Consider the following 25,282-nt stretch of genomic DNA (forward strand, 5'->3'; position numbering starts at 1 on the left):
AGAAATGTGAATGGAAAAAAGCAGGGAATGAAATAAAGGAGAAAAAATATGGATTATGTGCTAATAGGTGTAATTTTATTATTATTAGCTGCAGTATTCGTGCTGTTTTATAAAAATAAACAGCTAGAATCAGAGAGTCAGCAAGCGGAATTTGAAAAAAAACAAGCAATTGAAACGTACGAAAATGAAATTGCAGCTACGGTTACAGAATATAAAGAGCAGCAAAATACATTAAAAAATATGGAACAGAAAAAATACAATGATTTACAAATAAGTGCAGCGAGAGAACTTGAAAATATGCGTATGATGAAAAATCAATTAGCTGTGCAACATAGTAAAGAACGCAGTGAAATGCAAGAAAAACATAGTAACGAAATACATATGTTTCAAAAGTTAATTGCAGATTTGCGAGAGTATACGAAAAATGGAGCCGAAGTGAGTACACACGAAACATTACAGTATATGAAGCGTGGCTTCGTAGAGCAAGGCATAATACTAGATAATGAATTTCATATTATGCCGAATGTTTTTATGAGGAATCAGCATGGAAGAAATGATTTTCGAATTCATCATCTTGTTTTAAGTAAAACGGGTATGTATGTACTTGAAACGAAAGAATGGACAGGGAAATTAATTCATGGCTTAACGAAAGAAAATGCTAGTACATATTCATTTATGATTGATGAAATTGGCAAGTATCAACAAGAGATAGAGAAAGAAGAGACGTTTGAATATATTACAGGTGAAGATTCATTAACGATACAAGTGAAAAATGACGGGAACCCAGTATATAGAGCGAAGAAACTATCTCATATTCTATACAATTGTTTGAAAGAAATGCAAGTTGATATTGTAAAGGAAAACATAAATCCGATTGTATATTTTTATAATGAGAATGGGAAAGAAGTGTTAGATCTTTCTGAAGAAAAAACGCCGAGATTAAAAGATAGAGAGCAACTTGTATCGTTTTTCAGAAATGAATTCTTAACGGGGAAAGTAATATATACAGGTCAAGAGTTAGAAAAACTTCGAGAAACCATTAATCGAATGAATTATATAATGAATTAAAAAGAGGTGGGCTTTCTGAGTGCTATATTAAGGGGTATTTTGTATGTTTATATTTGTTTGTATATACTCATGTATCTTGCTTTTATGTTTATTATTGGTATGGCTCATACGTCATTAAGTGTAACGAGCATTTTTATAATAGTCATGCCATTTGTTTTATTAGTTATGATTCAAAAGTCGATCTTATATGTTGCTAAAAATCGTAATGAAGAAAAGAAGCAAATGTCGGGAGTATTAATAGTAGCACTTATTCCGTTAGTAGTATGTACTGCACAATTAAGTATGAATATGTACACTTCCAAGTTTAACCAAGATCGGTGGTTACATGCTGAAGATAAACGGGTACATATGGTAGATGATCTATTGCAAAAATATAAATTAACAGGAAAATCAAATGAAGAAATTACACAATTATTAGGAACGCCTACTGAAACGAGAAATGGAGAAAACGGGGTTATCACTTCGTACTATCTTGGAACTGAACGTGGCTTTATTCCCATAGATAGTGAACATCTTGTTTTACAATTTGATAGAGATGGTAAAGTTTTGGAATATAAGGTGCATACCGATTAAAGAACCGTAGAGAGAAGCTATATATTATAGCTTCTTTTTTATATTCCAATATAGTAAATGTAGGCAAATAGTAGTCATTCCTATCTATACGAATTGGAATGAGTCTGTTATATTGTAAATGGTTATGTTGCTTAATAGTTTAGTAGATAATCTATATTTTGGTTGAGGAGGGGAATTTTAACACGAATTTAATGATATGCGTGTTAAGTAGTATGATGAAAAAAGGATTTTATAATGTTTTAGCTGCATCAATTGTATTTAGTATGGTAACGATTCCAAATTATTCCTATGCTAATGAACTTGGAAAAACTGTTACAGTTTCATCTGATGAACAAGCTTTAAAAAGTATTGAAAACCATATGAAAGATGAAGATGGTCGAGGGGAAGATAAAGGAGTAAGAAGTGAAGTGCAAGGTGAGTTTCTTGTACATATAGTGAAAGAAGTACCTTTATACGATTCTAGTAATTTTCAAAAAGAGACAGGGATTCGTATTTCGAATCAAGTCGTAAAAGCTGAGAAGAGAAAAGGAAACGCTTACTATGTTCAAACTTCATCGGGAACGGGATGGATACAAAATAGTGATGGAAATGTAGAGGTTAAAGAAATTCACCCGTTATTAAGTGAAAAGTTAGTTATTAATGAAGAAAGCTCTACTTACTCTGAACCATTTACTTCATACAAAGAAGAAAATGTACTGGAGCCGCAAACTATTCAAGCAATTGGACAGGCGGGAGAATGGTTCCAAGTAAAAATAAATAATGAGATGAAGTGGATTCATTCACCTTCAGCGAAATTTGAAGGAACAAAAGCTTCACTTATACAAGATGCAGCACCAACACGTACAAAACGTGCAGCAGCTATGTATGCTGCGCCAATAGAAGAGAAAACAACGGATATTTATGGTGTACCTTTAAAAGAAATGATTGTACCAAAAGGAAATGAAAATATTCGTCCAGGTTATGCGATGAACCCGAAGTATATTACGATTCATGAGACCGATAATTATAATGTTGGGGCAAATGCTAGAAACCATGCGATATATTTATATAACCAAGCAACGGGAACGGAAGATCGTTCAGCGTCGTGGCACTTTACGGTAGACGATAAAGAGATTTATCAACACCTGCCATTAAACGAAAATGCTTGGCATGCAGGAGATGGAGCAGAAGGAACTGGGAATCGAGAATCAATTGCGATTGAAATTGCTGTAAACGAAGATGGTGATTATAATAAAGCTGTTGAAAATGCTCGTAAACTAGCAGCTTATTTAATGGGGGAATTAAATATTCCTTTAGAAAATGTGAAAAAACATCAATTTTGGAGTGGGAAGATTTGTCCAGCGATTATGATTAAAAATAATGGGTGGGAACCATTCTTGCAAGGAACGAAAGTTTATTATGATGCGAACCATAAAGATGATATAACGGGTGGTTGGTATGAAGCAGACATTCGTGAATTAGATAAGCGCGGTATTATGGTTGGAGATGGAAAAGGTTCTTATTGGCCAGAGCGCCTTGTGACACGTGGTGAATTTGCAAATTTAATATCAAGATCATTGCAGCTACCTGAAGGATCATCGAATTTTAATGACTTAAATACAGCACATCCATCGCTAATAGATGGTATTAATCGTGCAGCAAGTGCTGGGATAATAAGTGGTAGAGGAAATGGTATATTTGCTCCAAACGATACGATTAAACGAGATGAAGCTGTTATCATGATTGACCGTGCACTGCAATATAAAAAAATTAAAGGTAACTTAGTCTCGTTACCATTTTCAGATCAAGATTTAGCATATGATAAACAAGCTGTACAACGTGTTTATGGATTAGGTATTGTAAAAGGAAATGAAAATAATGAATTTATGCCGAAAGATTCTGCAACGCGTGGAGAATCGGCAGCATTTATTAATAGAATGTTAAAAGTAATAGAAAGTAAATAATGAAAAAGCATTCGCGATTGCGAGTGCTTTTTTTATTTTTCAATACGTTACGGAAGGGAGAGAAGGATTTTGAAGGGAATAAGGAATGAACGCGGAGGTGATGCATATATATAGATGCGTTAAGTTGTTTTTTGCATATTGTATAAATGAAAAGGAGGTAAGACGGTGAAAGCTATACCGACTGATGTCCTGAGTAAAGAATTGATGGAAAGAGAAGGCGTTATATCTATTACAGTAAAGGAATTTGAAAAAATCGAAGTAGCTGGAGTAGTAGTCGCTGGCCCCGCGGTTATTTTGATTAATCAAGATTGAGTACATAGTATTGAAATGAAAAGTATCCTAGATGGATGCTTTTTATTTGTGTAGAAGAAAGAATATGGTGGATAATTGCCTTACTGGAGGGAGAGTATGTGGCAATTATTATAACGATGTTAGTAATGGGGATTTTATTAGGGTTTGTTGGAGCTGGGGGAGCCGGGTTTATTATCGCGATACTCACTTTAGTATTCCATATTCCTATTCACGTTGCACTTGCAACGTCTTTAACTGCTATGGCATTTACGACATTATCTGGGGTTATAAGTCATTATCGTGAAGGAAATGTAGTACTTACTATAGGCGGGATTGTTGGGGGATTTGGAGCGCTTGGTTCTTATATCGGTTCAAAAATTGGTTCACTTATACCAGGACATCTTCTTCATTGGTTTACAGCTGGGATGTTATTTTTATCTGCAATTTTTATGTTTATTAAATTAATTAAGTTTCAAAATAGGGAAGAGTTACCTTTAGCAGAGATTAAAGATTTTTCGAAAGAGAACATAATGAAATGTATATGTCTTGGATTAGTCACTGGAATGATGGCTGGTTCATTTGGGATTGGTTCTGCACCATTTATTCAACTTGGATTAATGGTTCTATTAGGATTGACGATTCAGCAATCTGTAGGAACAACAATGCTTGTTATATTGCCCATTGCGATTGGGGGTGGGTTAGGGTATAGTTCAGAAGGGTATCTAGATTATATATTATTATTGCAAGTATTAATTGGGACGATGCTAGGAGCTTATATCGGTGCGAAGTTTACAAATCATGCACCACGTATGCTTTTGAAGTTTTCAATGATTATGACACCAGTTTTCGCTGGATGTATGTTATTAATGGGATAAAAATAATATAGCAAACTAATATGTTTTACGAATGAATTATGTAAGTAATTCATATTTCCCATATAAAAGGATTTGCTTTAATATAATGAGTGTAAAGTTCGAGTATTCGAAGTACTACTTGAATTATATCCCTATCCCTTTTCTAAAAATGCGAACAAGTTTTGCCCTATTCTATTCAATATTTAATTGTATAGAAATATATTGTTCGATGACCATTATGGAACGTACATAATGGGAAAATCCCGATCCTTAAAGAGGATGCCCCTAATCTTCATGTGAAAATATGATCGGATATGAAAGCTGACCAATTTATGGTCAGCTTTCTTTTTGTTCAAAAACTATTTCTTCTTTAATTTCAGTTTGTAATAATAAAGCTTTTCCGAAACGACGTTTACATTCTGCACGCACTTTTTCAATGGCTAGTAGCTGAGTAGTAGCAGGAACTGTGACGATAGCTTGGCGATGTTTTCGATTTTCTTCACAAAAGACACATTCCACAACATATTTAAAAATCATGCTTTCATCCTTCCGTTTTTAATTTCTAAGAAGGAACTGCCTATGAAGTTGATGTAAATTTTCGTCATTGTTTTCCTTTTTTCCTCTTTTTTCAAGGAGAAAATAAAAAAGGAGACGAATAGTAGTAGGGGAGGGATGTCTATGGAAAGATGGATAGGTTGTGCAGCAGTATGTGTAAATGAAAGAAATGAGGTTTTAATGGTATTGCAAGGACAAAAGGGTGAAGAAAAAAGGTGGTCCGTCCCAAGTGGAGGACTTGAAAAAGGAGAAACACTAGAGGAATGTTGTATCCGAGAAGTTTGGGAAGAAACAGGTTACAATGTGGAAGTTGTAAGTAAAATATACGAAAAAGAAGGGATTACATATGGGGTTCCTGTATACGTTCATTATTATGTCGTAAAAAAAATAGGCGGTAGTATGAAAATCCAAGATCCTGATGAGTTAATACATGAAATTGCTTGGAAGAGGATAGATGAAATGAAGGAATTAACGTTATCTTTCCCGGAGGATTATGAGATTTTAAACAAATACATAAATAAAAAAGCGAGTGTTTAAACACTTGCTTTTTCAATGTATCCACGATAAGAAAAGCGGAACGATAACTAAACTAGCTCCTGCAGTTAAAAGCATAGATAAACTTGCAATCGTTCCCTCTACAGGACCGATTTCGAATGCTTTTGATGTGCCGGTTCCATTTGCGCTCGTTCCTAACATAATACCTTTTGCAATTGCTGTTTTAATACGGCATATACGAATGAGAGAAGGTCCGAGCAATGCTCCTGTTAACGCAGTTAAAACAACAAATACTGCTGTTAATTGTGACATACCACCAATCATTTCTGAAATGGCCATTGCAATTGGCGTCGTTACAATATGAGGTGCTAAACTATGTTCTAACGATGAATCAATTTGAAAATAATTTGCTAGTAGTGCTGAAGTAATAACTGATAGAAACGAACCGACAATGACATTAAGTAAAATAGCCATTCCATGTTTCTTGAGTAAATCAAAGTATTTATAGATGGGCCACGCGAAAGCAACTGTTGCAGGTTTTAATAATTCTGTTAACCAGTGGCCTCCAGTTTCATACGTTTCATAAGATGTGTCTAGTCCGAGTAATAAAGCGATTAAAATAATAGGACAGACGAGAAGAGGAGAAAGTAGGCTCCAATTCCAGCGTTGATACATTTTCTTCGATATCCAATATGTGAATAGTGTTAATAGTAAACAAAGAAAGCCGATCATTGCACGGATCCTTTCCGCTTTAGTAGCAATTCTGTTAAGAGTCCTGTAACGAGAGTGACACAAAGTGTACTAATCATAATAATTAAGATGAGATCGATTCCATATTGTGATAGTGTATCTTTGTAGCGTATGACAGCGACTGCAGAAGGAATGAAAAATAAAATAAGTTCTTTTAATAAAAAGTCTGCACCGTCTTGTATCCACTCTTTTTTCACTAGGTTAAATTTTAATGAGATTAATAATAAAAAAATACCGATAATACTTCCTGGAACTGGGAGGTGTGCCTGTTTTGCAATCCATTCACCTGTCCAAGCGAAACAAAATAATAGTAAAATTTGTCCGCTTAATTTCCACCATTTCATACAGTAACCACCTCTTTCTTTTTTTACATAAAAATTGTAAAAAAGAATTAACAATTTCTACTATACGTTCATTCAAAAAATTTGTCTAATATATAAATTATATGTTATTAATATATTAGACGTATTAATTGAAATGGAAAAGGGTGTCCAAAATGGAATTACGGCATTTGCAATATTTTGTTGTAGTGGCAGAGGAGTTACACTTTGGACGAGCGGCTGCTCGTTTACAAATGACACAACCACCGCTTAGTCAACAAATTCAGCAATTAGAAAAAGAAATGGGAGTTATGTTATTTTCAAGAACGAAGAGAAAGGTTGAATTAACAGAAGCTGGAGAAATGTTTTTGAAAGAAGTAAAAAAAGCGTTCGAACAAATTGAAAAAGCGGTAGAGATTGCACAAAGTGCCCAAAGGGGAGAAGTGGGCTCACTTTCAATTGGTTTTGTAGGTGCGGCGATATATGATATTTTACCATCTATCGTAAGGGAGTATAGAAAGAAATTTCCGAGGGTGTCTGTTGCATTACATGAATTATCTACTCCAGATCAAGTGCATGCACTTCATGATAATCGTATTGATATTGGATTTTTGCGTCCACCAATCCCGACACAATTATTAGAATTAGAGCCAATTCAAAAACTATCTTGTACGTTATGTTTACCGAAGGCTCATCCACTTGCAGAAAAAGATGAAATACATATAGAAGATTTACGGGATGAACCGTTTGTATTTATTACGAGACCAGTATGGCCAGCGTTATACGATACAATTTTATCACTTTGCCGCGACGTCGGGTTTAGTCCGCGTATCGTACAAGAAGCGACGGAATATCAAACAGTTATGGGACTTGTAGCAGCGGGGATTGGAATTACAGTCATACCCGTATCGGCAAATAAATTATATAAAACAGAAGTTGTATATAAAGAGCTATATGATTCTAATTTTGTTGCAGAAATGTCAGTAGCTTACAAAAAAATGAATAGCAATCCAGAGCTACTAGAGTTTTTAAAAATTGCAAGAGAGAAGAAAAGAATAGAAGTTGAGGATGAGATTAATTAAGTTATTAAAAAGTACACCTCATTAAACAATAAAGCGGAAAGGCAATATAATTGCCTTTCCGCTTTATTGTTCTTTTTTTAGTTCTATACTAAAGAGATAAACATGTTCATTTTTGTTTTCTAGGACTAAAGGCTTAGAAAAAACTCCGATTGTAGTGCGATGTTTAAAATGTCATATTTTTATACACTAGTAGTATAGAATGCGTATGTAATAAGGTAGGGGAAGAATTTTATGTCTTTATGTCGGTTAGCGAGAAAAAATATAAGAACATTTGCTACCAAAAGGAAGAAGCAATTTATGTGGATTGCTATGAGTATTATGATTTTGTTTTTTATGATATCGCTACAATTTAATGAAGTAGTTGCTGGGGAATTAGGGACTACACTTTTATTTCAAATGTGTTTTTACACGTTGTTTATCGTAGTCATTTTCATATGTACGTTTATTACATATAAAATGACTTATTCTCTTCTGCAAGCGAGGAAAGAAGAAATTAAATCTTATGTAGCAGAGAATAGGAAGAGAAATGATGTACTATGTTTATTATGTCAGGAGCAATTATTTATTTATGGAGCAGCGTTTGTTTTTGGATTAGTTAATGGGATGTTATTTTTAAAATTATTTACGATTATCTTTATGAAAATAACAGGAATACAAGGGATAAATAGTGCACCGATTACAATATATGCAATAGTAGTAGTGAGTATAATTATGATTGTTATTCTTCTATTATCGATGGTGCAATGTATTCGATTTGTTCAAAGTTTACAAGATGAAAATTCATTTCAGTTTAAAGAAAAGGCATGAGAAATCATGCCTTTTTCCATTTTACACATAAAAATAATCATGTTACAGTGTAAAGACCTGACAAAGAATGGGAAGGAAAGGTTGTATAGCATGACAAATGAACAATCAATTGTAAAGGTCGAGCGGTTAACGAAGCGAATCGGTTCAAAGACACTTGTAGAAAATATTAGTTTCGAAGTTAAAAAAGGTGAAGTAGTTGGTTTGCTTGGACCAAATGGTGCTGGAAAAACGACTTTAATGAGAATGATGGTCGGCATGATTCGTATGACAGAGGGCGAAGTTTGGATTGACGGTCAATCTGTAAAACAGCAATTTGAAAGTACTGCCTCGAAAATTGGAGCAGTAATTGAGACACCGGAATTTTATCCATTTTTGAGCGGCTATGAGAATTTAACATATTTCGGACGCATGAATGGTAACGTGACAGAAGAACGTATCGATGAAGTAGTGAAATTGCTAGGGATGGGACAAGTAATTGATCGCAAAGTAAAAGCATATTCACTCGGCATGAGACAACGTTTAGGAATTGCCCAAGCGCTTATTCATGATCCAGATGTATTAATATTAGATGAACCAACGAATGGATTAGATCCTAGTGGAATACATGAAATGAGAATGTACATAAAGAAAATTGCACATGAACAAGGAAAAGCTGTTCTTGTATCTAGTCACTTACTTTCAGAAGTTGAACTAATGTGTGATAGAGTTATCATTATTCAGCACGGAGAATATGTCGCGACGCAAAATATTCAGCATAATCAAAGTGAAGAGATGGAGACAATCCGTATACGCGTAGATGATGCGAATAAAGCGGCAGAAATGTTAGACCAAGATGTTTTAATAAAAGGTAATGATTTACTTATTCATGTAAAAGATGAAGAAATCCCAAATGTTATTCGTACATTGCTTGAGAAAAACATTCAAGTGTATCGTGTATATGAAGAAAGAAAAACGTTAGAAGAGCAATTTTTAGAATTAACAGGGGGAAAAGATATTGTTTAATTTAGTGTATAACGAATTGTATAAAATATTTAAGCGAAAGCGAACGATTATTCCATTTGCAGTTATTGCAGTATTAATAATCGGATTAGGATGGGTTACTGTAAAGTATTTGGAGCCGGAAACAAAAGGATGGAAAGCTGATTATACAGAACGAACTGTAGAAATTGAGAAAAAGCTAGGCATGGAAAAAGAAGCAATTTTAGCGGAACGATCTGGGGATGAGCTTGTAAAGGAATATCAGCTTAAGATGAAGCATTTAGATACAGATACAGCACCGGCAAGTAGTTCTCCACTTTCTTTCATGAGAGATACAGGCTTTATCGTATTTCCAATATTACTTCCGTTTATCCTCGTGTATGCAAGTACAATTTTTGCGAATGAATATAGCTGGGGAACATATAAATTTTTAACAATACGACCAGCGAGTCGCTTTAAAATTTTGACAGCTAAGTTTTTAGCAATTGTCATATTTGCAGCATTATTGTTTATATTTAATATGATTTTCTCCATTTTATGTGGACTGGTTATTTATAAATTCCAGCAGCCTGCATGGAGCGAGTTTATTTTCCAAGATGGAAATATTATAAAACAAAATATTTTTGTAGAAGCTAGTAAGTATTATATTTTATCGTGGTTGCCGACGATTGTGTACGCAGCGTTTGCGTTTATGATTTCTGTGCTAACAAGATCTAGCGGAGGGGCGATTGGTATTTCACTATTTCTTGCTTTATCAGGAAACATCGCATTACTAGCAGCAACTAGATACGATTGGGCGAAATATTTATTGCCAGCAAACACAGATTTATATAGTATTGCAAAGAATGGAAGCTTTATTGATGGAGTAACGTTCCCGTTTGCATCATGTATGTTATTACTGTATTTATTTGTATTTTTAATCATTTCCTATACAGTATTTTTAAAACGTGATTTAACTTAAAAAAGGAGCCGTTAAATATGTCTTAACGGCTCCTTTTTTATGCAAATTGTTTAAGTGCCCTTTCAGCTAGCAAAGCGAAGTATTCTGCACTTATAGGTAATGCTCGCTCATCTACTGTAAAAGCGGGATGATGCCATTCGTGTGTACCACTTGTTCCCATAAAGACGAAGGAACCAGGTATGTGTTGTTGATAAAAAGAGAAATCTTCGCCAGCCATGGAAGGAGTAGGGGTAATCACGTCTAGTGACATTTCCTGTGCAGTTTGTGTACATAAATGAGTAAGACTTTCATCATTATGGACGGCAGGAGGACCTGAATGAAAATGGAATTCTGTTTTTACACCTAGTGCATCAGAAACGCCCTTAATGATACGTTCCATTAAGGCTGGAATTTTTTCGCGTGTTTCAGCTTGGAAAGTACGAACAGTACCCTCTAATATTGCTTTTTCAGGAATAACGTTCCACGTATTTCCTGAATGGATGTTTGTGACACTGACGACGGCATTATGTGAAGAACTTATATTTCGGCTTACAATAGTTTGTAGTGCCATCACAATTTGAGAGGATGCGACAATTGGATCTACCCCAGCATCTGGTACAGCTGCATGTGTACCAACTCCGTGAATTTTAATTTCAAATCGATCAACTCCGGCCATAAGTGGACCATCTTTAATACCGATTGTACCTACTGGTAAATCAGGTTTGTTATGCATACCGAAAATAGCTTGTACGCCATGTAAATGCCCAGCTTCAATAACTTTGCAAGCGCCATTACTACTCTCTTCAGCCGGCTGGAATATAAAGCGAACAGTTCCATTTAGGGAAGATTCCCTTTCTTTTAATAAATAAGCTGTACCTATAATAGCAGCTGTATGAAAATCATGCCCACAAGCGTGCATTTTTCCATGGATTTTTGAAGCGTAGGATAAATTTGTTTCTTCCTGAATAGGAAGGGCATCAATATCAGCACGGATTGCTATAAGCGGTCCGTTACTATTCCCCGAAACTTCAGCAATAACGCCCGTTTCTAAACTAGAATTGATAATTGTAATATTTTTTTCTTCTAACCAATTCTTTATAGCTTTCGTCGTTTTGAATTCTTCGTAGGATAATTCTGGATTCTCATGTAAATTTCTACGAATAGAAATAAGTTGATCAGTTAACTGTTCTAGATTTGATGCCACTTATAATGCCCTCTTTCTTAAATAAAGTATTTACTATAAGTATACAATAATAAAAGAGAGGATTCTCAAATGAAAATCCTCTCTCGTTTATCATGTGTAAGTCTTCACTTTATGCAGCAACTTTTTTATGTGTATGATGTTTACGATAACGTCCACGCATTGCATAAGCAATTTGCGGGATTGCAATTCCGATTAAAATAAGTGATACACCGAACCATTGTGAAGATAGTACAGCTTCTTTTAAAACGAATACAGACATAATTGTTGTAACTGGTAGTTCCGCAGCGCCAAGAATAGTCGCTAAGCCAGAACCAATCTTTGGAATACCAATTGTAAAGGCGATAGAAGGAATGACGATACTAAATGTTCCTAAACCTAAACCGTATTTCCAAAGTCCTTCAGAAATTGCACCGTTAAAAATAAATGTTGGAGGGAATACGATCATTACTAAAGTTAAAGCACCAGCCATTAAAAGAACACCGCGTGGTAATGAAGGTACTTCAACAGCAACTTTTCCGCTCACAAAAATGTATGTGGCAAATGTAACAGCAGATAATAGGCCTAATATAATTCCAGTCGTATCGAAATCACCTGCTGATTTTTCTAGTAAACCACTTGATAAAAATGTACCTGCGAGTAAGAAAATAACAGAAATAACTTTTTCTCTTGAAGGTAAAGTTTTTGTTGCGACTGCTTCAATAATAATTCCGACCCAAACGAATTGGAATAAAAGTATAATGGCGATAGATGCTGGTACAGTTTTTAATGAAGCATAATAAAAAATTCCAGTGAAACTTGCAGATGTACCTGCAACGAATAAAATTAAAGCTTGTTTTAATGGAACACGATGTCTAGAAAATAGAAGTGTAATAGCAAGCAAAATAATCCAACCGAACAAATATTGGCTGCCAATTACCTCTCCAAGTGAAAAGCCTTCTGCATATGCAAGTTTAACGAAAATAGCTAAAATCCCATAACTACACGCTCCTAATAAAACTAAAAGAGAATAACGAAGCATGAAATATTCCTCCCATCTATATGCAATTGTTCCGTAACGGACATATATAACTAGAGGGAAGTATACAAAATTAAAAATGAAGGGTCAAATAAAAGAAAAGTGCGACATTTTATAGAATAATAATAAAAGTATGATATTTATGCATAATCTTGAAATTAATAATAATAGAAGTATTGTAAAATCAAGTTTGTATTGTATAAAGACAGCATTTGAAAAAAATTTTTTTAATCAATATGTATATAAACGTACGAATAACATGCTAATCATTTGAGAAACTATATTACCTTTGTTATGTTAATAACATTAGAGAGGTTTTGTAGTGTAATTGAGATTTTTCTATATAAATAGAAGGAAATAAAAACGTTTTTTAGAAAAAGTGTGAAAGGGTAGTTTTTCTTATTATCACGTTGGAAAAGTGATTTCACGAATTGTTCATAGTATTTTTATATGTTTTTGCTACAATATGTAAGGAGAGGAGTGGAATAATGCAAGATATTAGTATTTTTTTAGCGTTTGGTGCTGGGTTTTTATCATTTATTTCCCCATGTTGCTTACCGCTTTATCCGGCATTTTTATCGTACATAACAGGTATGTCGGTTTCTGAGTTGAAAGAAGAAAATGCAATGCTTCGCAAAAGAAGTATGATACATACAGCGTTTTTCTTACTTGGATTTTCAATTATATTTATTGCAATTGGATTTGGTACAAGTTTTATTGGAGGCATCTTTACAAATTATAAAGATTTAATTAGACAGTTAGGTGGTATATTTATCATCGTGTTCGGTCTTATTATTGTCGGTGTGTTTAAGCCGAAGTTTTTAATGCAAGATCGCAAATTCACGTTTAAAAATCGTCCGAGTGGTTATTTTGGTTCTGTTCTAATTGGGTTGGCATTTGCGGCAGGATGGACACCTTGTACAGGACCTATTTTAGTATCGGTTATTGGATTAGCAGCAACAAATCCAGAATCAGCAATGATTTATATGATTGCATACATACTTGGATTTGCTATCCCGTTCTTCGTACTATCATTCTTTATTACGAAAATGTCTTGGATTAAAAGAAACAGTATGAAGTTCATGAAAATCGGGGGATACATTATGATTATCATGGGTATCTTCTTATACTTTAACTGGATGACAAAAATTATCGTATATTTCTCAAGTTTATTTGGTGGTTTTACGGGTTTTTAGTATTATTCTGTGAAAATGTTGGAAATACTAACGGAAAAGCATATAATGAAAGTATATTTTGTATATAGCCACAAAAAAGGATGAGAAAATATGAACATAGTTGTTTTATCCAGTATCGTTGCTGTTTGTATGGCTGTTGGTGCGATGTTTATTCGTTTAAAAGCAGCTAAGAAACCTGCAACATTGAAAAAAATTATACTTCCACCATTTTTTATGAGTACGGGAGCATTGATGTATGTTTTTCCTGAATTTCGATTAACTCCAGCAGAGATGTTAGAAGCGATTGGCGTAGGTTTGTTTTTCTCTATTTTTCTTATTAAAACATCTAAATTTGAAATTAGAGGACAAGAGATTTATTTGAAGCGTTCCAAAGCCTTTGTTTTTATATTAATTGGATTACTTGTCGTGCGAATTGTATTTAAAACATACTTAAGTCAATCTCTTGATTTAGGACAACTTAGTGGCATGTTCTTCTTACTGGCGTTCGCGATGATTGTGTCATGGAGAATTGCCATGTACCGTTCCTTTACGAAATTACAAAAGGAAATGGAAAAAGAAGATGGTTTTTATAATGAAAAAGATATGAAACTAACTTAAAAACTGTATATGTATAAAATAAAAAGACAGCGTTTTTTGACGCTGTCTTTTTATTTTATATTGCTAACATCTTCTATTCCAACCGCGCCGGATAAAACGTTCCCCATTAAAGAAACAATTTAAATTTGGTGAGACGAACGGACCGATAAACGGAATAATGTTTGGCTCTGAAGTTTCATCAACGAAAATCGGTGGTTTAGTAGGATCTGGTCTGAGTGTATAGCGAATGCGGGCGGTATTTTGAATGAGACCATTTCGTGGCTCTGCTGTTACTTGAACGATAAAACGAACAACAACGGATTCACTTGGATTAACAGTATTGATAAGAATACCGATAGTTGGGCTAGTTCCGGGACGTGCTACTCCATTTACTGTTACTGAATTTGGATAGAAAGTAACTTCAGGAGGAAGTGGGTCGGTAATGAGTACGTTATTTACTGGGATGGTGCCATTGTTAGTAAAGGTAAGTGTATATGTGATGAAATCACCGAGATGGGCGCTATTTACATTTGCGGTCTTAATAAATGTGTTTGGCTCATTAGGGTTTACTTCTATCGTAATTGGTGGTGTTGTAGTCGTTGTTGTGATAGGTGGTCTAGTCGGGTCGGGTTGAGAAGTATACGTAATGGATGCGATATTTGTAATCATTCTATTAGCTGGAAGTGTAATAACCTGTACTTTGAATGAAATAGTTACGGATTCTGTTGGATTAAGAGTTCCGACTGGAATGCCTGTGGATGGATTTGCGTTTGGAACGGGAATGTTATTAATTGTGACACTATTTGGAACGAATGATGTGCCGACAGGAAGTGAGTCTGTAACAGAAATGTCAGTGACAGGAATCGTACCTTCATTTTGGAATGTGATAGTAAATGTAATCGTATCACCTACTGAAACGATGGATTTATCAGCGGTTTTTATCGGGTTAATAGTCCCAACGTTTACAGGAGTAATTGTAGTAGGTGTAGGCGTAGTAACGGATACCGGTGGTTTAGTAGCATCTGGTTGGTATTGGAATGAAACGTTACCTTGGTTTTGGATCTCTCCGCTTGGTGGAATTGAAGTAACTAGGACACGGAAAGAAATCGTTGCTGATTCAGAAGGAGCAAGTGTTGAAATCGGGATGCCTGTGGATGGATTTGCGGTTGGTTGCGGCACGTTGTTAATTGTTACACTATTTTGGATGAACGAAGTACCGATAGGAATTGTATCAGTTACAAGTATATGATTAGCAGGAATGGTACCTGTATTTTGGAGAGAAATCGTATACGGTGCGAGACGTTCTCGAGTAAGTAATGCGGGAGCATAGGCGACAACGAGGACTATTCTTAATTGTAGAAACATCGAAAACAATAAAGAGTAGGATAACTGTTCAGGCGAGTGAGAGGAATGAAGGAGTAACGCCCCGAAACTCTCCCAGTGAGATTCCCAACTGCATACACTCGGCAGAGTGAGATGTTGGAAGCAGGGTAAAACATGCGGTTACGGTTCGTAGTGTCTATATGGATAACCGAAAGCCAGCAGGAATAATAAACCGGCTGGAACTAACTAAGTACCGTATGCTGTCAACCGACAAGGTGAGAATGTGTAAACACTGACGAACTTGCGAATGTACACCTCGATAGGTTTACGGGTCAGAAATGATTCGGAGTCTGAAAATAAGACTTGTCTAATGGATTGGAAACATCGCATAGTGACCAATCCTAACGTTGTTACAGGCAACGGAGCTAGACACGGGGTAAAGCAAGCACCTAAATCGGAGATTGAAAGATCTTTAAAACAACGATAGTCTGAACGGAACGTCGAAAGCCACTAACGTTGGGTCTATGACTCTATCGGCGGATATAGTTGAATACGAAACGGGTAACCGAGGGAAGTATTCTTAATAGTGGTGAGAGTAGTGGCACGACCGTTGAAGATTCTGTAATGGAATTGGAGGAACAGCCACAAGCCTATTTGTAGGAACTGAAATTTCATCTAATCTTGCATGGATTCTGGTAAGACTCAAAAGGTCACCAAATCAATATGAGAGTAGGTGATAGACCATGAATGATAGAACTAAGTCCACGCCAAAGAATAAGAAACTAAGACACAACGAATACTACGGTATCCAAACTTTCTTAGATAACTTATACCAGAAGGCAACAAAGAAAAATTCTTTTAAAAATTTAATGCCTATCATTATATCAGATGAAAATATACTCCTCGCGTTTCGTAATATTAAAGGAAACAAAGGGAGTAAAACAGCAGCTTGTGACAATGTAAACATTAAGGATATTGAGAGAATGGAACAAAGCTATTTCTTGAACGAAGTAAAAAGACGCTTTCAAAACTACCAACCGCAGAAAGTAAGGCGCAAGGAAATACCGAAACCCAATGGGAAAACCAGACCTCTGGGAATACCAAGTATGTGGGATAGGATTATCCAACAATGCATCTTACAAGTAATGGAGCCTATCTGTGAAGCACACTTCTGTAACCGAAGTCATGGATTTCGCCCAAACAGAAGTGCTGAAAATGCTATAGCAGACGCAACAAAACGGGTAAATCAGCAAAACCTTACATATGTGGTGGATATAGACATTCAGGGATTCTTTGACGAAGTAAGTCACGTCAAACTCATGCGCCAACTATGGACACTGGGTATTCGTGACAAACAACTACTAGTCATTATCCGGAAAATATTGAAAGCGCCAGTGCAACTGCCTAACGGCAAAACGATATTTCCGACCAAAGGTACCCCGCAAGGTGGTATCCTTAGTCCACTACTCGCCAATGTTAACCTTAACGAATTTGACTGGTGGATTAGTAATCAATGGGAAACTTTCAAAGCCAAGAAGGTAAAGCCGAGATTGAAAGATGGGATTTGGAGTAATGACACTGTAACATATTGTCTATCCAAAACATCCAAGATGAAACCAATGTATATCGTAAGATACGCAGATGATTTTAAAATCTTTACAAATACACGTAGGAATGCGGAGAAAATTTTCGAAGCAACTCAAATGTGGTTAGAAGAACGTCTAAAACTGCCTATCTCAACCGAAAAGTCTAAAGTAACCAATCTGAAAAAGCAACAGAGTGAATTCTTAGGTTTCACTCTTAAGGCTGTAAAGAAAGGTAAGAAGAACGGTAACACACGATACATTGCAGTAACACACATCTCTCCAAAAGCACTGGAAAAAACAAAACAAGATTTAGCAAAACAAGTGAAAAGGATACAGAGAACCCCAAACTCTAATGAAACAATTAAGAGAATCAGTATATACAACAGCATGGTCATTGGTAAGCACAACTATTATAAAATAGCAACGCATGCTTCCCTGGATTTCAGTAAAATGAACCATAGTCTTGGTCACATGATGTATAACAGATTCCCAAAGTCAAAAATTAGAGGAAAAAGCAACACAAACGGATACACGAATATAGGGAAATATAAAGGGAAAGACAGAGGTATTAAACCATACCTAAAGTCAAAAGCGATGAGATTTCTCATGAAATGTCCTATTTTACCAATCTCCTATATTCAACACAAAAAACCGATGATGAAAAAGCAATCTATTAACAGATACACCGCAGAAGGACGAGCCCTTATACACAAAAACTTGGCAGAAATAACCGAAGCGGAACTGAAATGGTTAAGAGAAAACCCAGTTATAAATGAACGGGCAACCATAGAATACAATGATAATCGAATTTCTCTTTATATTGCACAAAAAGGAAGATGCAGTGTAACAGGTGAGAAACTCTCGCCTTGGGACATCCACTGTCACCATAAGCGATTATGGAGTGAAACAAGGGATGACAGCTACAAAAATCTTACCATCATCAAGCCAAGTGTCCATACACTAATACACGCGACCAATATAGAAACCATAAACCAATTCCTCAATAAATTAAAACTCAACGAGGAACAGTTAGGCAAACTTAATAAATTGCGGAAATTAGTCAAAAATGAGGAAATCTGTATGTAATCACAAAATGAAGTGGATATGGAACATGAACAACTAGCGTTGTTTGCTTAGAGCTTATCATTATTAGATGAAAAGAAAACTACAATATAGGTGGACCGCGGTATGCCGTGAAAGTGGCACGTACCGTGCGGATCGGGGGAAAAGTTGGAGATAACCTCAAAGACTTACCTATCGACAATTAATGATATCACCTAAAGTAACTGTTTCCGGCGTGGCTGTTTTTTTCGGATTTAATATAGCTGTATTTACATTCGTTGTGTTAATTGGAGTAGGGTCTGTAATTGTAATAGGTGGTTCACCAGGACCTGGTTCATATGTGAAAGTAACAGTTGCTTGATTTCGAATAATACCACCAGGTGGTACACTTGTGACTCTTGCTTGGAATTGAACAGTAATTGTATCGTTTGGATTGACTGTTCCAACAGGTATACCTACAACAGGATTTGCTCCAAGATCTGGAATGCCATTTATTACAACAGTACCTGGAAGAAACGTTAACCCATTTGCTAACGGATCAGTAATGATAACGGAAGTTGCAGGGACTGATCCGCGATTTTGGAAGGTTACAGTATAGGTTATGATTTCATTTATATCTACAATTTGTTTGTCGGCTAGTTTATTTGGATTAGGTGTAGGTGTAATAACGGATACTTCAACAGTTGGAGTAGGATCTGTAATAGTAATAGGGGGTTCGCTAGGGTTTGGCTGGAATGTGTAAGTGACAGTTGCAGTGTTTTTAATAATACCGTCTGGTGGGAGTTCAGTTACAGTAACTTGATAAGTTAATGTAACAATTTGTCCTGGAGTTACAGTCCCAACGTTTACACCATTATTTGGATTTGTTCCAGGTTGCGTGACGCCATTAATCGTAACGCTGTTCGGAATGAAAGTAGTACCAGATGGAGTAGGGTCTGTAATAATAACATCTGTCGCATTAATATTCCCGACATTTTGGAACGTAATTGTATATGTGACAGTATCACCAAGATTAATAACTTGAGGGTTAGCTTGTTTGTTAGGATTAATAGTAACTTCACTTACTTGTGTCTTTGTAGTAGGTGTAGGTGTAGTAACAGATACAGGTGGTCTAGTAGGATCTGGCTGGTATTGGAATGAAACTGTCCCTTGATTTTCGATAAAGCCTGTTGGTGGTATCGATGTTACTTGAACTTGGAAAGTTACGACGGCGGAAGTGTTAGGTTCTAATGTACCGATAAGAATTCCAGAACTAGGAACAATACCTGGTTGTGTAACGTCGTTTATCGTAACACTATTCGGAATGAAAGTAGTGCCAGCTGGAATAGGATCGGTTACAAGTACATTTGTTGCAGGGACAGTTCCTGTATTTTGTAAGGAGATTGTATAGGTGATTGTGTCACCTAGTAAAGCAAATACTTTATCAGCGGATTTTGTAGGGTTTGTTGTTGCTGTGTTGACATTGGTAGTAGTAGGAGGCGTTGGAGTAGTCGCTGTTACTGGAGGTTCTCCAGGATTAGGTTGGAATGTGTAGGTGATAGTAGCTTCATTTATTATAATTCCGTTAGGTGGTATGGAAACAACGCGAACTTGGAAAGTTACAACAACTGATTGACTAGGATTTAATGTGCCAAGAGGAATGCCAAGAGCTGGATCAACATCACTAGTTGGGATACCATTAATTGTTACACTATTTGGAATGAAAGTCGTACCAACTGGAATCGAATCTGTAAAAATGATATTTGTTAGTTGAACAGTTTGTAAGTTTTGGAATGTAACGGTGTACGTAATGATATCGTCTATATCAACGTTGTTTCGATCAGCTGTTTTCGATGGATTAATAATACTATTAATGATTTCAGTATTAACTGGTGGTGTTGTCTCTGTTTCTGTAATAGGAGGTTCATTTGGATTAGGCTGAGATGTAAAGCTGACTGAACCGACATTTGTAACAACCCCGTTAGGCGGTATATTCGTAATCGTTACTTGGAACGTAATGGTTATTATTTGATTTGGTTGTATTGTACCAATGAGTATCCCAATGCTTGGATCAACACCTGGTTGTGAAAGGCCATTTACTGTAACAGAATCTACAATAAATTGTGTGCCTACTGGTGGTTGATCAATGACAGATACATTTGTCATAGGAATATTTCCAGTGTTTTCAAGGGTAATTGTATAAGTGAGTGCATCGCCAATGTTAGCGATTGGCAAATCTACTGTTTTTGTTGACTCTAATTCTGCATTTTGTACAATTGTTTCTGCGATTGGAGTCGGTGTGGTTGTTGTAATAGGCGGGAGTGTCGGATCTGGTTGAGATGTGTAAGTGACATTTGCTTCATTTGAGATAAGGCCATTTGGTGGTAAAGCTGTTATTTGTACTTCTAAAGTAACAGTCACTATTTGTCTAGGGTTTAATGTGCCAACTGGGATTCCTGTTTCAGGGGTCAAATTAGGTTGTGGAATGCCATTAATCGTAACGCTACCAGGGATAAATGTAGTTCCAGTAGGGATAGAATCTGTAATAATGACATTAGTTGCAGGTATATTACCAGTATTTTGAAGGGTGATTGTATAAGTGAGCGTATCACCAATACTTGCAAACTCACGATCCACTGTTTTTTGCGGGTTCGGGTTAGCGGTACGAACAGGTAAAGTTACGGTAGGAGTCGTTTCTGTTGTTGTAATAGGAGGTTCGCTAGGATTAGGCCGAGAAGTGTAGGTAACACTTGCTGTATTTTCTATTTTTCCATTAGGAGGAATAGCGTTTATTTGAATCTGGAATGTAACAGTAACTGTCTCGCCGGGATTAACTGTTCCAACAGGAATTCCTATGACTGGACTTACGCCGGGTTGAGCGACATTGTTTACAGTAACACTATTCGTAATAAAAGTTGTACCTGGTGGCAAAGAATCTGTAATTGTTACACCAGTAGCAGGTATAGTTCCTTGGTTTGTAAATGTGACAGTATAAGTTACAATATCGCCAATTTCTGCAAACGTAAGGTTTGCTGTTTTTGTTGGACTTATGACTACAGTTTGGATAGGAGTCGTTGTTTCAGGAGTTGTTTCTGTTTTTGTGATTGGAGGTAAATTTGGATCCGGTTGATAATTAAATGTTGCACTACCTTGATTTCGGATTTCGCCGCTAGCAGGGATGTTTATTACTCGTACTTGGAAAGTAATCGTTGCGCGTTCGGATGGTGCTAAAGTTCCAAGTGAAATTCCTGATGATGGATTTGTTCCTGCTTGAGGAATCCCATTAATCGTAACACTATCTGGAATAAATACAGTACCGGCAGGGATAGAATCTATTACTGTTATATTCGTAGCAGGAACAGTACCGGTGTTTTGAAATGAGAGAGTATAGGTAATGACATCATTTAATGCAACGAAGGAGCGATCTGCTGTTTTTTGTGGATTTAGTGTAGCGGTATTAACTGCTGTTTCTGTTTCAGGAGTTGTAATAGTTGTCGTAACGGGAGGTTCATTTGGATTAGGCTCGTATGTGAATGTAATATTTGCTTGATTTCTAATAACTCCTCCGGGCGGGATACTATTTACTACACCTTGGAACGTAACTGTAATACTTTGACCGGGATTTACAGTGCCGACGGGTATACCAATTTCAGGGTTTTCTCCAAGTTGTGATGTGCCATTTACGACAACGCTACCTGGAACGAAAGAAACACCAGATGGAAGTGCATCTTTTATAATAACATTTGTAGCGGGGACGGTCCCTCTATTTTGGAATGTAACAGTAAAAGTAATCGTATCCCCTATATCAGCAACTTGTCGATCAGCAGATTTTGTAGTCGTTGGATTAGGATTATTAATTGGAATGTTTACACTTGGAGTGGTGGTAGTTGTTGTAACAGGAGGCTCACTTGGGTTCGGTTGATATTGGTAAGTGAAGGATGCTTGGTTTCTAATTATTCCATCAGGTGGTAAGTTTGTAACGACAACTTGATATGTGATTGTTTTCGTTTCTCCGACAGAAATGGTACCAAGTGGTATACCAAGTGATGGGGCCGCTCCTGGCGTTGTAATGCCATCGATTGTAACACTATTTGGAACGAAAATAGTCCCGTTATTTGTAAATGTGACCGTGTAGGTAATCGTATCTCCTAAATCAGCAACTTGTTTGTCGGCAGATTTTGTAGGCGCTGTAATAACAGTCCCAACTTGAGTTTCTGTTTTAGGAGTTGGGGTAGTTGTTGTAACAGGAGGTTCATTTGGATTAACAATATAATTAAATGATACACTGCCTTGGTTTTCTATAATTCCATTTGGCGGGACACTTGTAACTTGAACTTGGAATGTAATTGTTTTTGCTTGATTTGGATTTAAAGTACCGATTGATATACCGTTTTCAGGGTTACTGTTAGGTTGTGAGACACCATCAATCGTGACGCTATTTGGAATAAATGTTGTACCGTTTGGAATTGGATCTGTTAGTACAATATTTGTTGAGGGAACAGTGCCGTTATTTTGTAAACTAATTGTATACGTAATAACATCACCAATATCAACGAAAGTACGATTAGCAGATTTTGTAGGGTTAACTGTAGCGGTATTAACAGAGACTGTAGTAGGTGCTGTCGGTTCGGTTGTGGTAACCGGCGGTCTTGTTGGATCTGGCTAGTACGTATATGTCGTTGAAGCTTCGTTTGTAATAACACCGCCAGCTGGAATTTGTGTAACAAGAACTTGGAAAGATAGTGTTTTGGTTTCACCGGGATTAATTGTTCCAACTGGGATTCCTAGTGCGGGATTTGAATTTGGAACCGGTACATTATTTAAGATTACGCTATTCGGAATGAATGTTGTACCAGTAGGAATGGTATCAGTAAAAACTACATTTGTAGCAGGGATCGTACCATCATTAGTGAAAGTAATCGTATACGTAATAACATCACCAATATCAACAGTAGTTTTATCCGCCGTTTTAACAGGGTTTGTAATAGCGGTGTTAACAGGAGTAGTAGTAGGTGGTGTAGGGTTTGTTGTTGTAATAGCTGGTTTTGTAGGATCTGGTTGATACGTAAATGTTGTGGTTCCGATATTTCGGATTAGGCCATTCTCTGGGAGAGAGGTAACTTGAACTTGGAAAGTGACAGTGACAGTATTACCAGCTGCGATTGTTCCAATTTGTATACCACCAGAAGGGTTTACGCCAGGTTGTGAAGTACCGTTAATTGTGACGCTATTCGGAATAAATGTAGTGCTACTTGGAATTGGATCAGTTACAATAACGTTCGTTGCAGCGATGTTTCCTGTATTTGGTACAGTAATCGTATACGTAATAATATCACCGATATCAGCAATTTGTGGACTAGCAGTTTTTGTTGGATTTACAATTGCAGTTCGTACAGAAGTAGTTGTTGGAGGTGTTGTTATCGTAGTGGTTGTTGGGGGTTCAGCCGGATTCGGTTGCGACGTAAATGTTATATTTGCTTCGTTAGTAATCGTTCCGTTAGCTGGAAGGGAAGTGACTTGGACTTGAAATGTGACAGTTGTAGTTTGACCAGCAGGAATTGTACCTAGCGGAATATTTGTTGGAGTTACGCCAGATTGTGCCGTTCCATTAACTGTAACACTGTTTGGAATAAAAGTAGTGCCAGTAGGGATAGGGTCGGTGATAGAAACATTTGTTGCTGAAATATTACCGTTATTTGGAACAGTAATCGTATACGTAATGATGTCACCAATATTTACAATTTGTTGGTTTGCACTTTTAGTTGGATTTATGATAGTAGCATTAATTTGTGTTTCAACTATATTACTTGTAGAGTTTCTGTTAATTGGTGGTTGGTTTGGTGGATTATATTGAAAGCTTGAAGTTGCACTATTTGGAATAGGGTTTGGTGTAGGGAGAGTATTAACTTGAACTTGAAACGTAATTGTAGCATTCCCGTTTGCAGCAATCGTTCCTACATTTATTCCAGTAGCAAGATTATCTGTAGTAGAAGTACCATTAACTGTAACGCTACCCGGTACGAACGATGTGCCGGCAGGAGGCGTGTCTGTAATGATAACATTATTAGCAGCTAATGTGGCTTGATTTGTGGCTGTAATTGTATACGTAATCGTATCACCGATAGTAGCAATTGTTTTATCTACTGCTTTTGTTAATGCGACATTAGCTGTGAAAATGTCTGTATTAACAATATTGCTTGTTGTTGTACGTGTGATAGTGGGTGCGTTAGGTGCAGGTTGAAATTCGTATCCAAATGATGCTACGTTACTTGCAACTGGTGGGGTAGGGACACTTGTAACATCTACTTGAAAGGTAATTGTAACAGAGCCGCCAGCAGGAATGTTGCTAATGGGAATACCAGTAGTAGGATTTCCAGCTGTTGCAACACCATCAACTGTAACGCTGTTTGGAACGAAAGTAGTGCCAGCAGGTATGGGGTCTGTAAATGTAACGTTTTGGGCAGGAAGTGTTCCGGTATTTTGGACAACGATTGTATAGGTTAATCGACTTCCTATTGTTGCTATTGCCATTAGATTCGTCCTTTCTGTCTAAATTTAAATCCGGTCAAGGCATCGAATATTTACAAACAGCATTATTTAATAATCTAGAAACAATACTATGTGTAAATATTAGTATAAAATGAGCTCGTCATTGCATCCTATTCAAATTTAAATGAATAGGAAT

Annotated in this window: 18 protein-coding genes and 3 pseudogenes; 14 read left to right on the plus strand and 7 right to left on the minus strand. The window is 36.4% G+C overall.

Features of this window, described 5'->3' with window-relative positions:
• Positions 1-48 precede the first annotated feature (48 nt).
• From QCI73_RS09460 to QCI73_RS09480, 5 genes are all read left to right on the plus strand, one after another.
• Positions 49-1,068 (plus strand): nuclease-related domain-containing protein, encoded by a 1,020-nt coding sequence (locus QCI73_RS09460; RefSeq protein ID WP_327922750.1) that lies wholly within the window; start codon positions 49-51, stop codon positions 1,066-1,068.
• Positions 1,069-1,074: 6 nt separating this feature from the next.
• A complete protein-coding gene (locus QCI73_RS09465; RefSeq protein ID WP_353822808.1) occupies positions 1,075-1,641 on the plus strand; it encodes a hypothetical protein in 567 nt (188 codons plus the stop codon).
• A gap of 215 nt (positions 1,642-1,856) precedes the next feature.
• Positions 1,857-3,584 carry an S-layer homology domain-containing protein gene (locus tag QCI73_RS09470; protein ID WP_353824099.1) on the plus strand — a complete coding sequence of 576 codons (1,728 nt, stop codon included), beginning with the start codon at positions 1,857-1,859 and terminating at the stop codon, positions 3,582-3,584.
• A gap of 165 nt (positions 3,585-3,749) precedes the next feature.
• A complete protein-coding gene (locus QCI73_RS09475) occupies positions 3,750-3,896 on the plus strand; it encodes a BC1881 family protein (RefSeq protein ID WP_000644411.1) in 147 nt (48 codons plus the stop codon).
• A 98-nt stretch (positions 3,897-3,994) separates the two neighbouring features.
• Entirely contained in the window at positions 3,995-4,750 is a 756-nt protein-coding gene (locus tag QCI73_RS09480; protein WP_327922751.1) for a sulfite exporter TauE/SafE family protein, read from the plus strand.
• A 315-nt stretch (positions 4,751-5,065) separates the two neighbouring features.
• Here QCI73_RS09480 and QCI73_RS09485 read toward each other — a convergent pair whose 3' ends face one another.
• Complete coding sequence (locus QCI73_RS09485) at positions 5,066-5,266, minus strand: DUF3903 domain-containing protein (RefSeq protein ID WP_327922752.1); 201 nt, start codon at positions 5,264-5,266, stop codon at positions 5,066-5,068.
• A gap of 141 nt (positions 5,267-5,407) precedes the next feature.
• On the opposite strand from QCI73_RS09485, the gene QCI73_RS09490 reads away from it, so the two are divergent.
• Entirely contained in the window at positions 5,408-5,821 is a 414-nt protein-coding gene (locus tag QCI73_RS09490; protein ID WP_000442971.1) for an NUDIX hydrolase, read from the plus strand.
• Positions 5,822-5,833: 12 nt separating this feature from the next.
• Here the strand turns inward: QCI73_RS09490 and QCI73_RS09495 are convergent, their stop codons facing one another.
• The gene (locus tag QCI73_RS09495; protein ID WP_000578958.1) at positions 5,834-6,511 is read right to left on the minus strand and encodes an LrgB family protein; all 678 of its coding nucleotides are present in this window, start codon (positions 6,509-6,511) and stop codon (positions 5,834-5,836) included.
• Complete coding sequence (locus tag QCI73_RS09500) at positions 6,508-6,873, minus strand: CidA/LrgA family holin-like protein (protein WP_000872364.1); 366 nt, start codon at positions 6,871-6,873, stop codon at positions 6,508-6,510. Before QCI73_RS09500 ends, QCI73_RS09495 begins: the two co-directional genes overlap by 4 nt.
• A 152-nt stretch (positions 6,874-7,025) precedes the next feature.
• On the opposite strand from QCI73_RS09500, the gene alsR reads away from it, so the two are divergent.
• The 4 genes from alsR (at position 7,026) to QCI73_RS09520 (ending at position 10,677) form a co-directional block, all read left to right on the plus strand.
• The gene (gene alsR / locus QCI73_RS09505) at positions 7,026-7,931 is read left to right on the plus strand and encodes an acetoin biosynthesis transcriptional regulator AlsR (RefSeq protein ID WP_000423223.1); all 906 of its coding nucleotides are present in this window, start codon (positions 7,026-7,028) and stop codon (positions 7,929-7,931) included.
• A 231-nt stretch (positions 7,932-8,162) separates the two neighbouring features.
• The gene (locus QCI73_RS09510; protein WP_000050609.1) at positions 8,163-8,738 is read left to right on the plus strand and encodes an FtsX-like permease family protein; all 576 of its coding nucleotides are present in this window, start codon (positions 8,163-8,165) and stop codon (positions 8,736-8,738) included.
• Between the two features lie 90 nt (positions 8,739-8,828).
• A complete protein-coding gene (locus tag QCI73_RS09515; RefSeq protein WP_000180642.1) occupies positions 8,829-9,740 on the plus strand; it encodes an ABC transporter ATP-binding protein in 912 nt (303 codons plus the stop codon).
• On the plus strand, positions 9,733-10,677 hold the full coding sequence (locus QCI73_RS09520; RefSeq protein ID WP_046198981.1) for an ABC transporter permease: 945 nt from the start codon (positions 9,733-9,735) through the stop codon (positions 10,675-10,677). Before QCI73_RS09515 ends, QCI73_RS09520 begins: the two co-directional genes overlap by 8 nt.
• Positions 10,678-10,714: 37 nt before the next feature.
• Here the strand turns inward: QCI73_RS09520 and QCI73_RS09525 are convergent, their stop codons facing one another.
• Together QCI73_RS09525 and QCI73_RS09530 are read right to left on the minus strand one after the other, a co-directional pair.
• On the minus strand, positions 10,715-11,860 hold the full coding sequence (locus QCI73_RS09525) for a M20 peptidase aminoacylase family protein (protein WP_353822809.1): 1,146 nt from the start codon (positions 11,858-11,860) through the stop codon (positions 10,715-10,717).
• A 109-nt stretch (positions 11,861-11,969) separates the two neighbouring features.
• The gene (locus QCI73_RS09530; protein ID WP_274310758.1) at positions 11,970-12,878 is read right to left on the minus strand and encodes an EamA family transporter; all 909 of its coding nucleotides are present in this window, start codon (positions 12,876-12,878) and stop codon (positions 11,970-11,972) included.
• Positions 12,879-13,218: 340 nt separating this feature from the next.
• Between QCI73_RS09530 and QCI73_RS09535 the strand changes: the two are divergent.
• From QCI73_RS09535 to QCI73_RS09545, 3 genes and pseudogenes are all read left to right on the plus strand, one after another.
• Positions 13,219-13,347: pseudogene (locus tag QCI73_RS09535) on the plus strand (peptidase T).
• Between the two features lie 16 nt (positions 13,348-13,363).
• The gene (gene ccdA, locus QCI73_RS09540) at positions 13,364-14,071 is read left to right on the plus strand and encodes a cytochrome c-type biogenesis protein CcdA (RefSeq protein ID WP_001152681.1); all 708 of its coding nucleotides are present in this window, start codon (positions 13,364-13,366) and stop codon (positions 14,069-14,071) included.
• A gap of 90 nt (positions 14,072-14,161) precedes the next feature.
• Positions 14,162-14,668, plus strand: coding sequence for a CcdC family protein (locus tag QCI73_RS09545; RefSeq protein WP_001028639.1), 507 nt, complete (start codon positions 14,162-14,164; stop codon positions 14,666-14,668).
• Positions 14,669-14,731: 63 nt separating this feature from the next.
• Here QCI73_RS09545 and QCI73_RS09550 read toward each other — a convergent pair.
• Positions 14,732-15,940: pseudogene (locus QCI73_RS09550) on the minus strand (DUF7507 domain-containing protein); the annotation flags it as partial.
• Between the two features lie 773 nt (positions 15,941-16,713).
• Between QCI73_RS09550 and ltrA the strand changes: the two are divergent.
• Positions 16,714-18,642 carry a group II intron reverse transcriptase/maturase gene (ltrA, locus tag QCI73_RS09555; RefSeq protein WP_000999901.1) on the plus strand — a complete coding sequence of 643 codons (1,929 nt, stop codon included), beginning with the start codon at positions 16,714-16,716 and terminating at the stop codon, positions 18,640-18,642.
• A 180-nt stretch (positions 18,643-18,822) separates the two neighbouring features.
• Here ltrA and QCI73_RS09560 read toward each other — a convergent pair.
• Positions 18,823-25,128: pseudogene (locus QCI73_RS09560) on the minus strand (DUF7507 domain-containing protein); the annotation flags it as partial.
• Positions 25,129-25,282: the final 154 nt, after the last annotated feature.

Source organism: Bacillus cereus group sp. MG16 (assembly GCF_040459875.1).
GTDB lineage: Bacteria > Bacillota > Bacilli > Bacillales > Bacillaceae_G > Bacillus_A > Bacillus_A paranthracis.

Excerpts from the sequence above, each read along its gene's own strand:
- QCI73_RS09500 (WP_000872364.1), bottom strand. The coding sequence starts at position 6,873 with ATGAAATGGTGGAAATTAAGCGGACAAATTTTACTATTATTTTGTTTC.
- QCI73_RS09510 (WP_000050609.1), top strand. The coding sequence starts at position 8,163 with ATGTCTTTATGTCGGTTAGCGAGAAAAAATATAAGAACATTTGCTACC.
- alsR (WP_000423223.1), top strand. The coding sequence starts at position 7,026 with ATGGAATTACGGCATTTGCAATATTTTGTTGTAGTGGCAGAGGAGTTA.
- QCI73_RS09490 (WP_000442971.1), top strand. The coding sequence starts at position 5,408 with ATGGAAAGATGGATAGGTTGTGCAGCAGTATGTGTAAATGAAAGAAAT.
- QCI73_RS09530 (WP_274310758.1), bottom strand. The coding sequence starts at position 12,878 with ATGCTTCGTTATTCTCTTTTAGTTTTATTAGGAGCGTGTAGTTATGGG.
- QCI73_RS09485 (WP_327922752.1), bottom strand. The coding sequence starts at position 5,266 with ATGATTTTTAAATATGTTGTGGAATGTGTCTTTTGTGAAGAAAATCGA.
- QCI73_RS09515 (WP_000180642.1), top strand. The coding sequence starts at position 8,829 with ATGACAAATGAACAATCAATTGTAAAGGTCGAGCGGTTAACGAAGCGA.
- QCI73_RS09470 (WP_353824099.1), top strand. The coding sequence starts at position 1,857 with ATGAAAAAAGGATTTTATAATGTTTTAGCTGCATCAATTGTATTTAGT.
- QCI73_RS09545 (WP_001028639.1), top strand. The coding sequence starts at position 14,162 with ATGAACATAGTTGTTTTATCCAGTATCGTTGCTGTTTGTATGGCTGTT.
- QCI73_RS09495 (WP_000578958.1), bottom strand. The coding sequence starts at position 6,511 with ATGATCGGCTTTCTTTGTTTACTATTAACACTATTCACATATTGGATA.
- ccdA (WP_001152681.1), top strand. The coding sequence starts at position 13,364 with ATGCAAGATATTAGTATTTTTTTAGCGTTTGGTGCTGGGTTTTTATCA.
- QCI73_RS09460 (WP_327922750.1), top strand. The coding sequence starts at position 49 with ATGGATTATGTGCTAATAGGTGTAATTTTATTATTATTAGCTGCAGTA.
- ltrA (WP_000999901.1), top strand. The coding sequence starts at position 16,714 with ATGAATGATAGAACTAAGTCCACGCCAAAGAATAAGAAACTAAGACAC.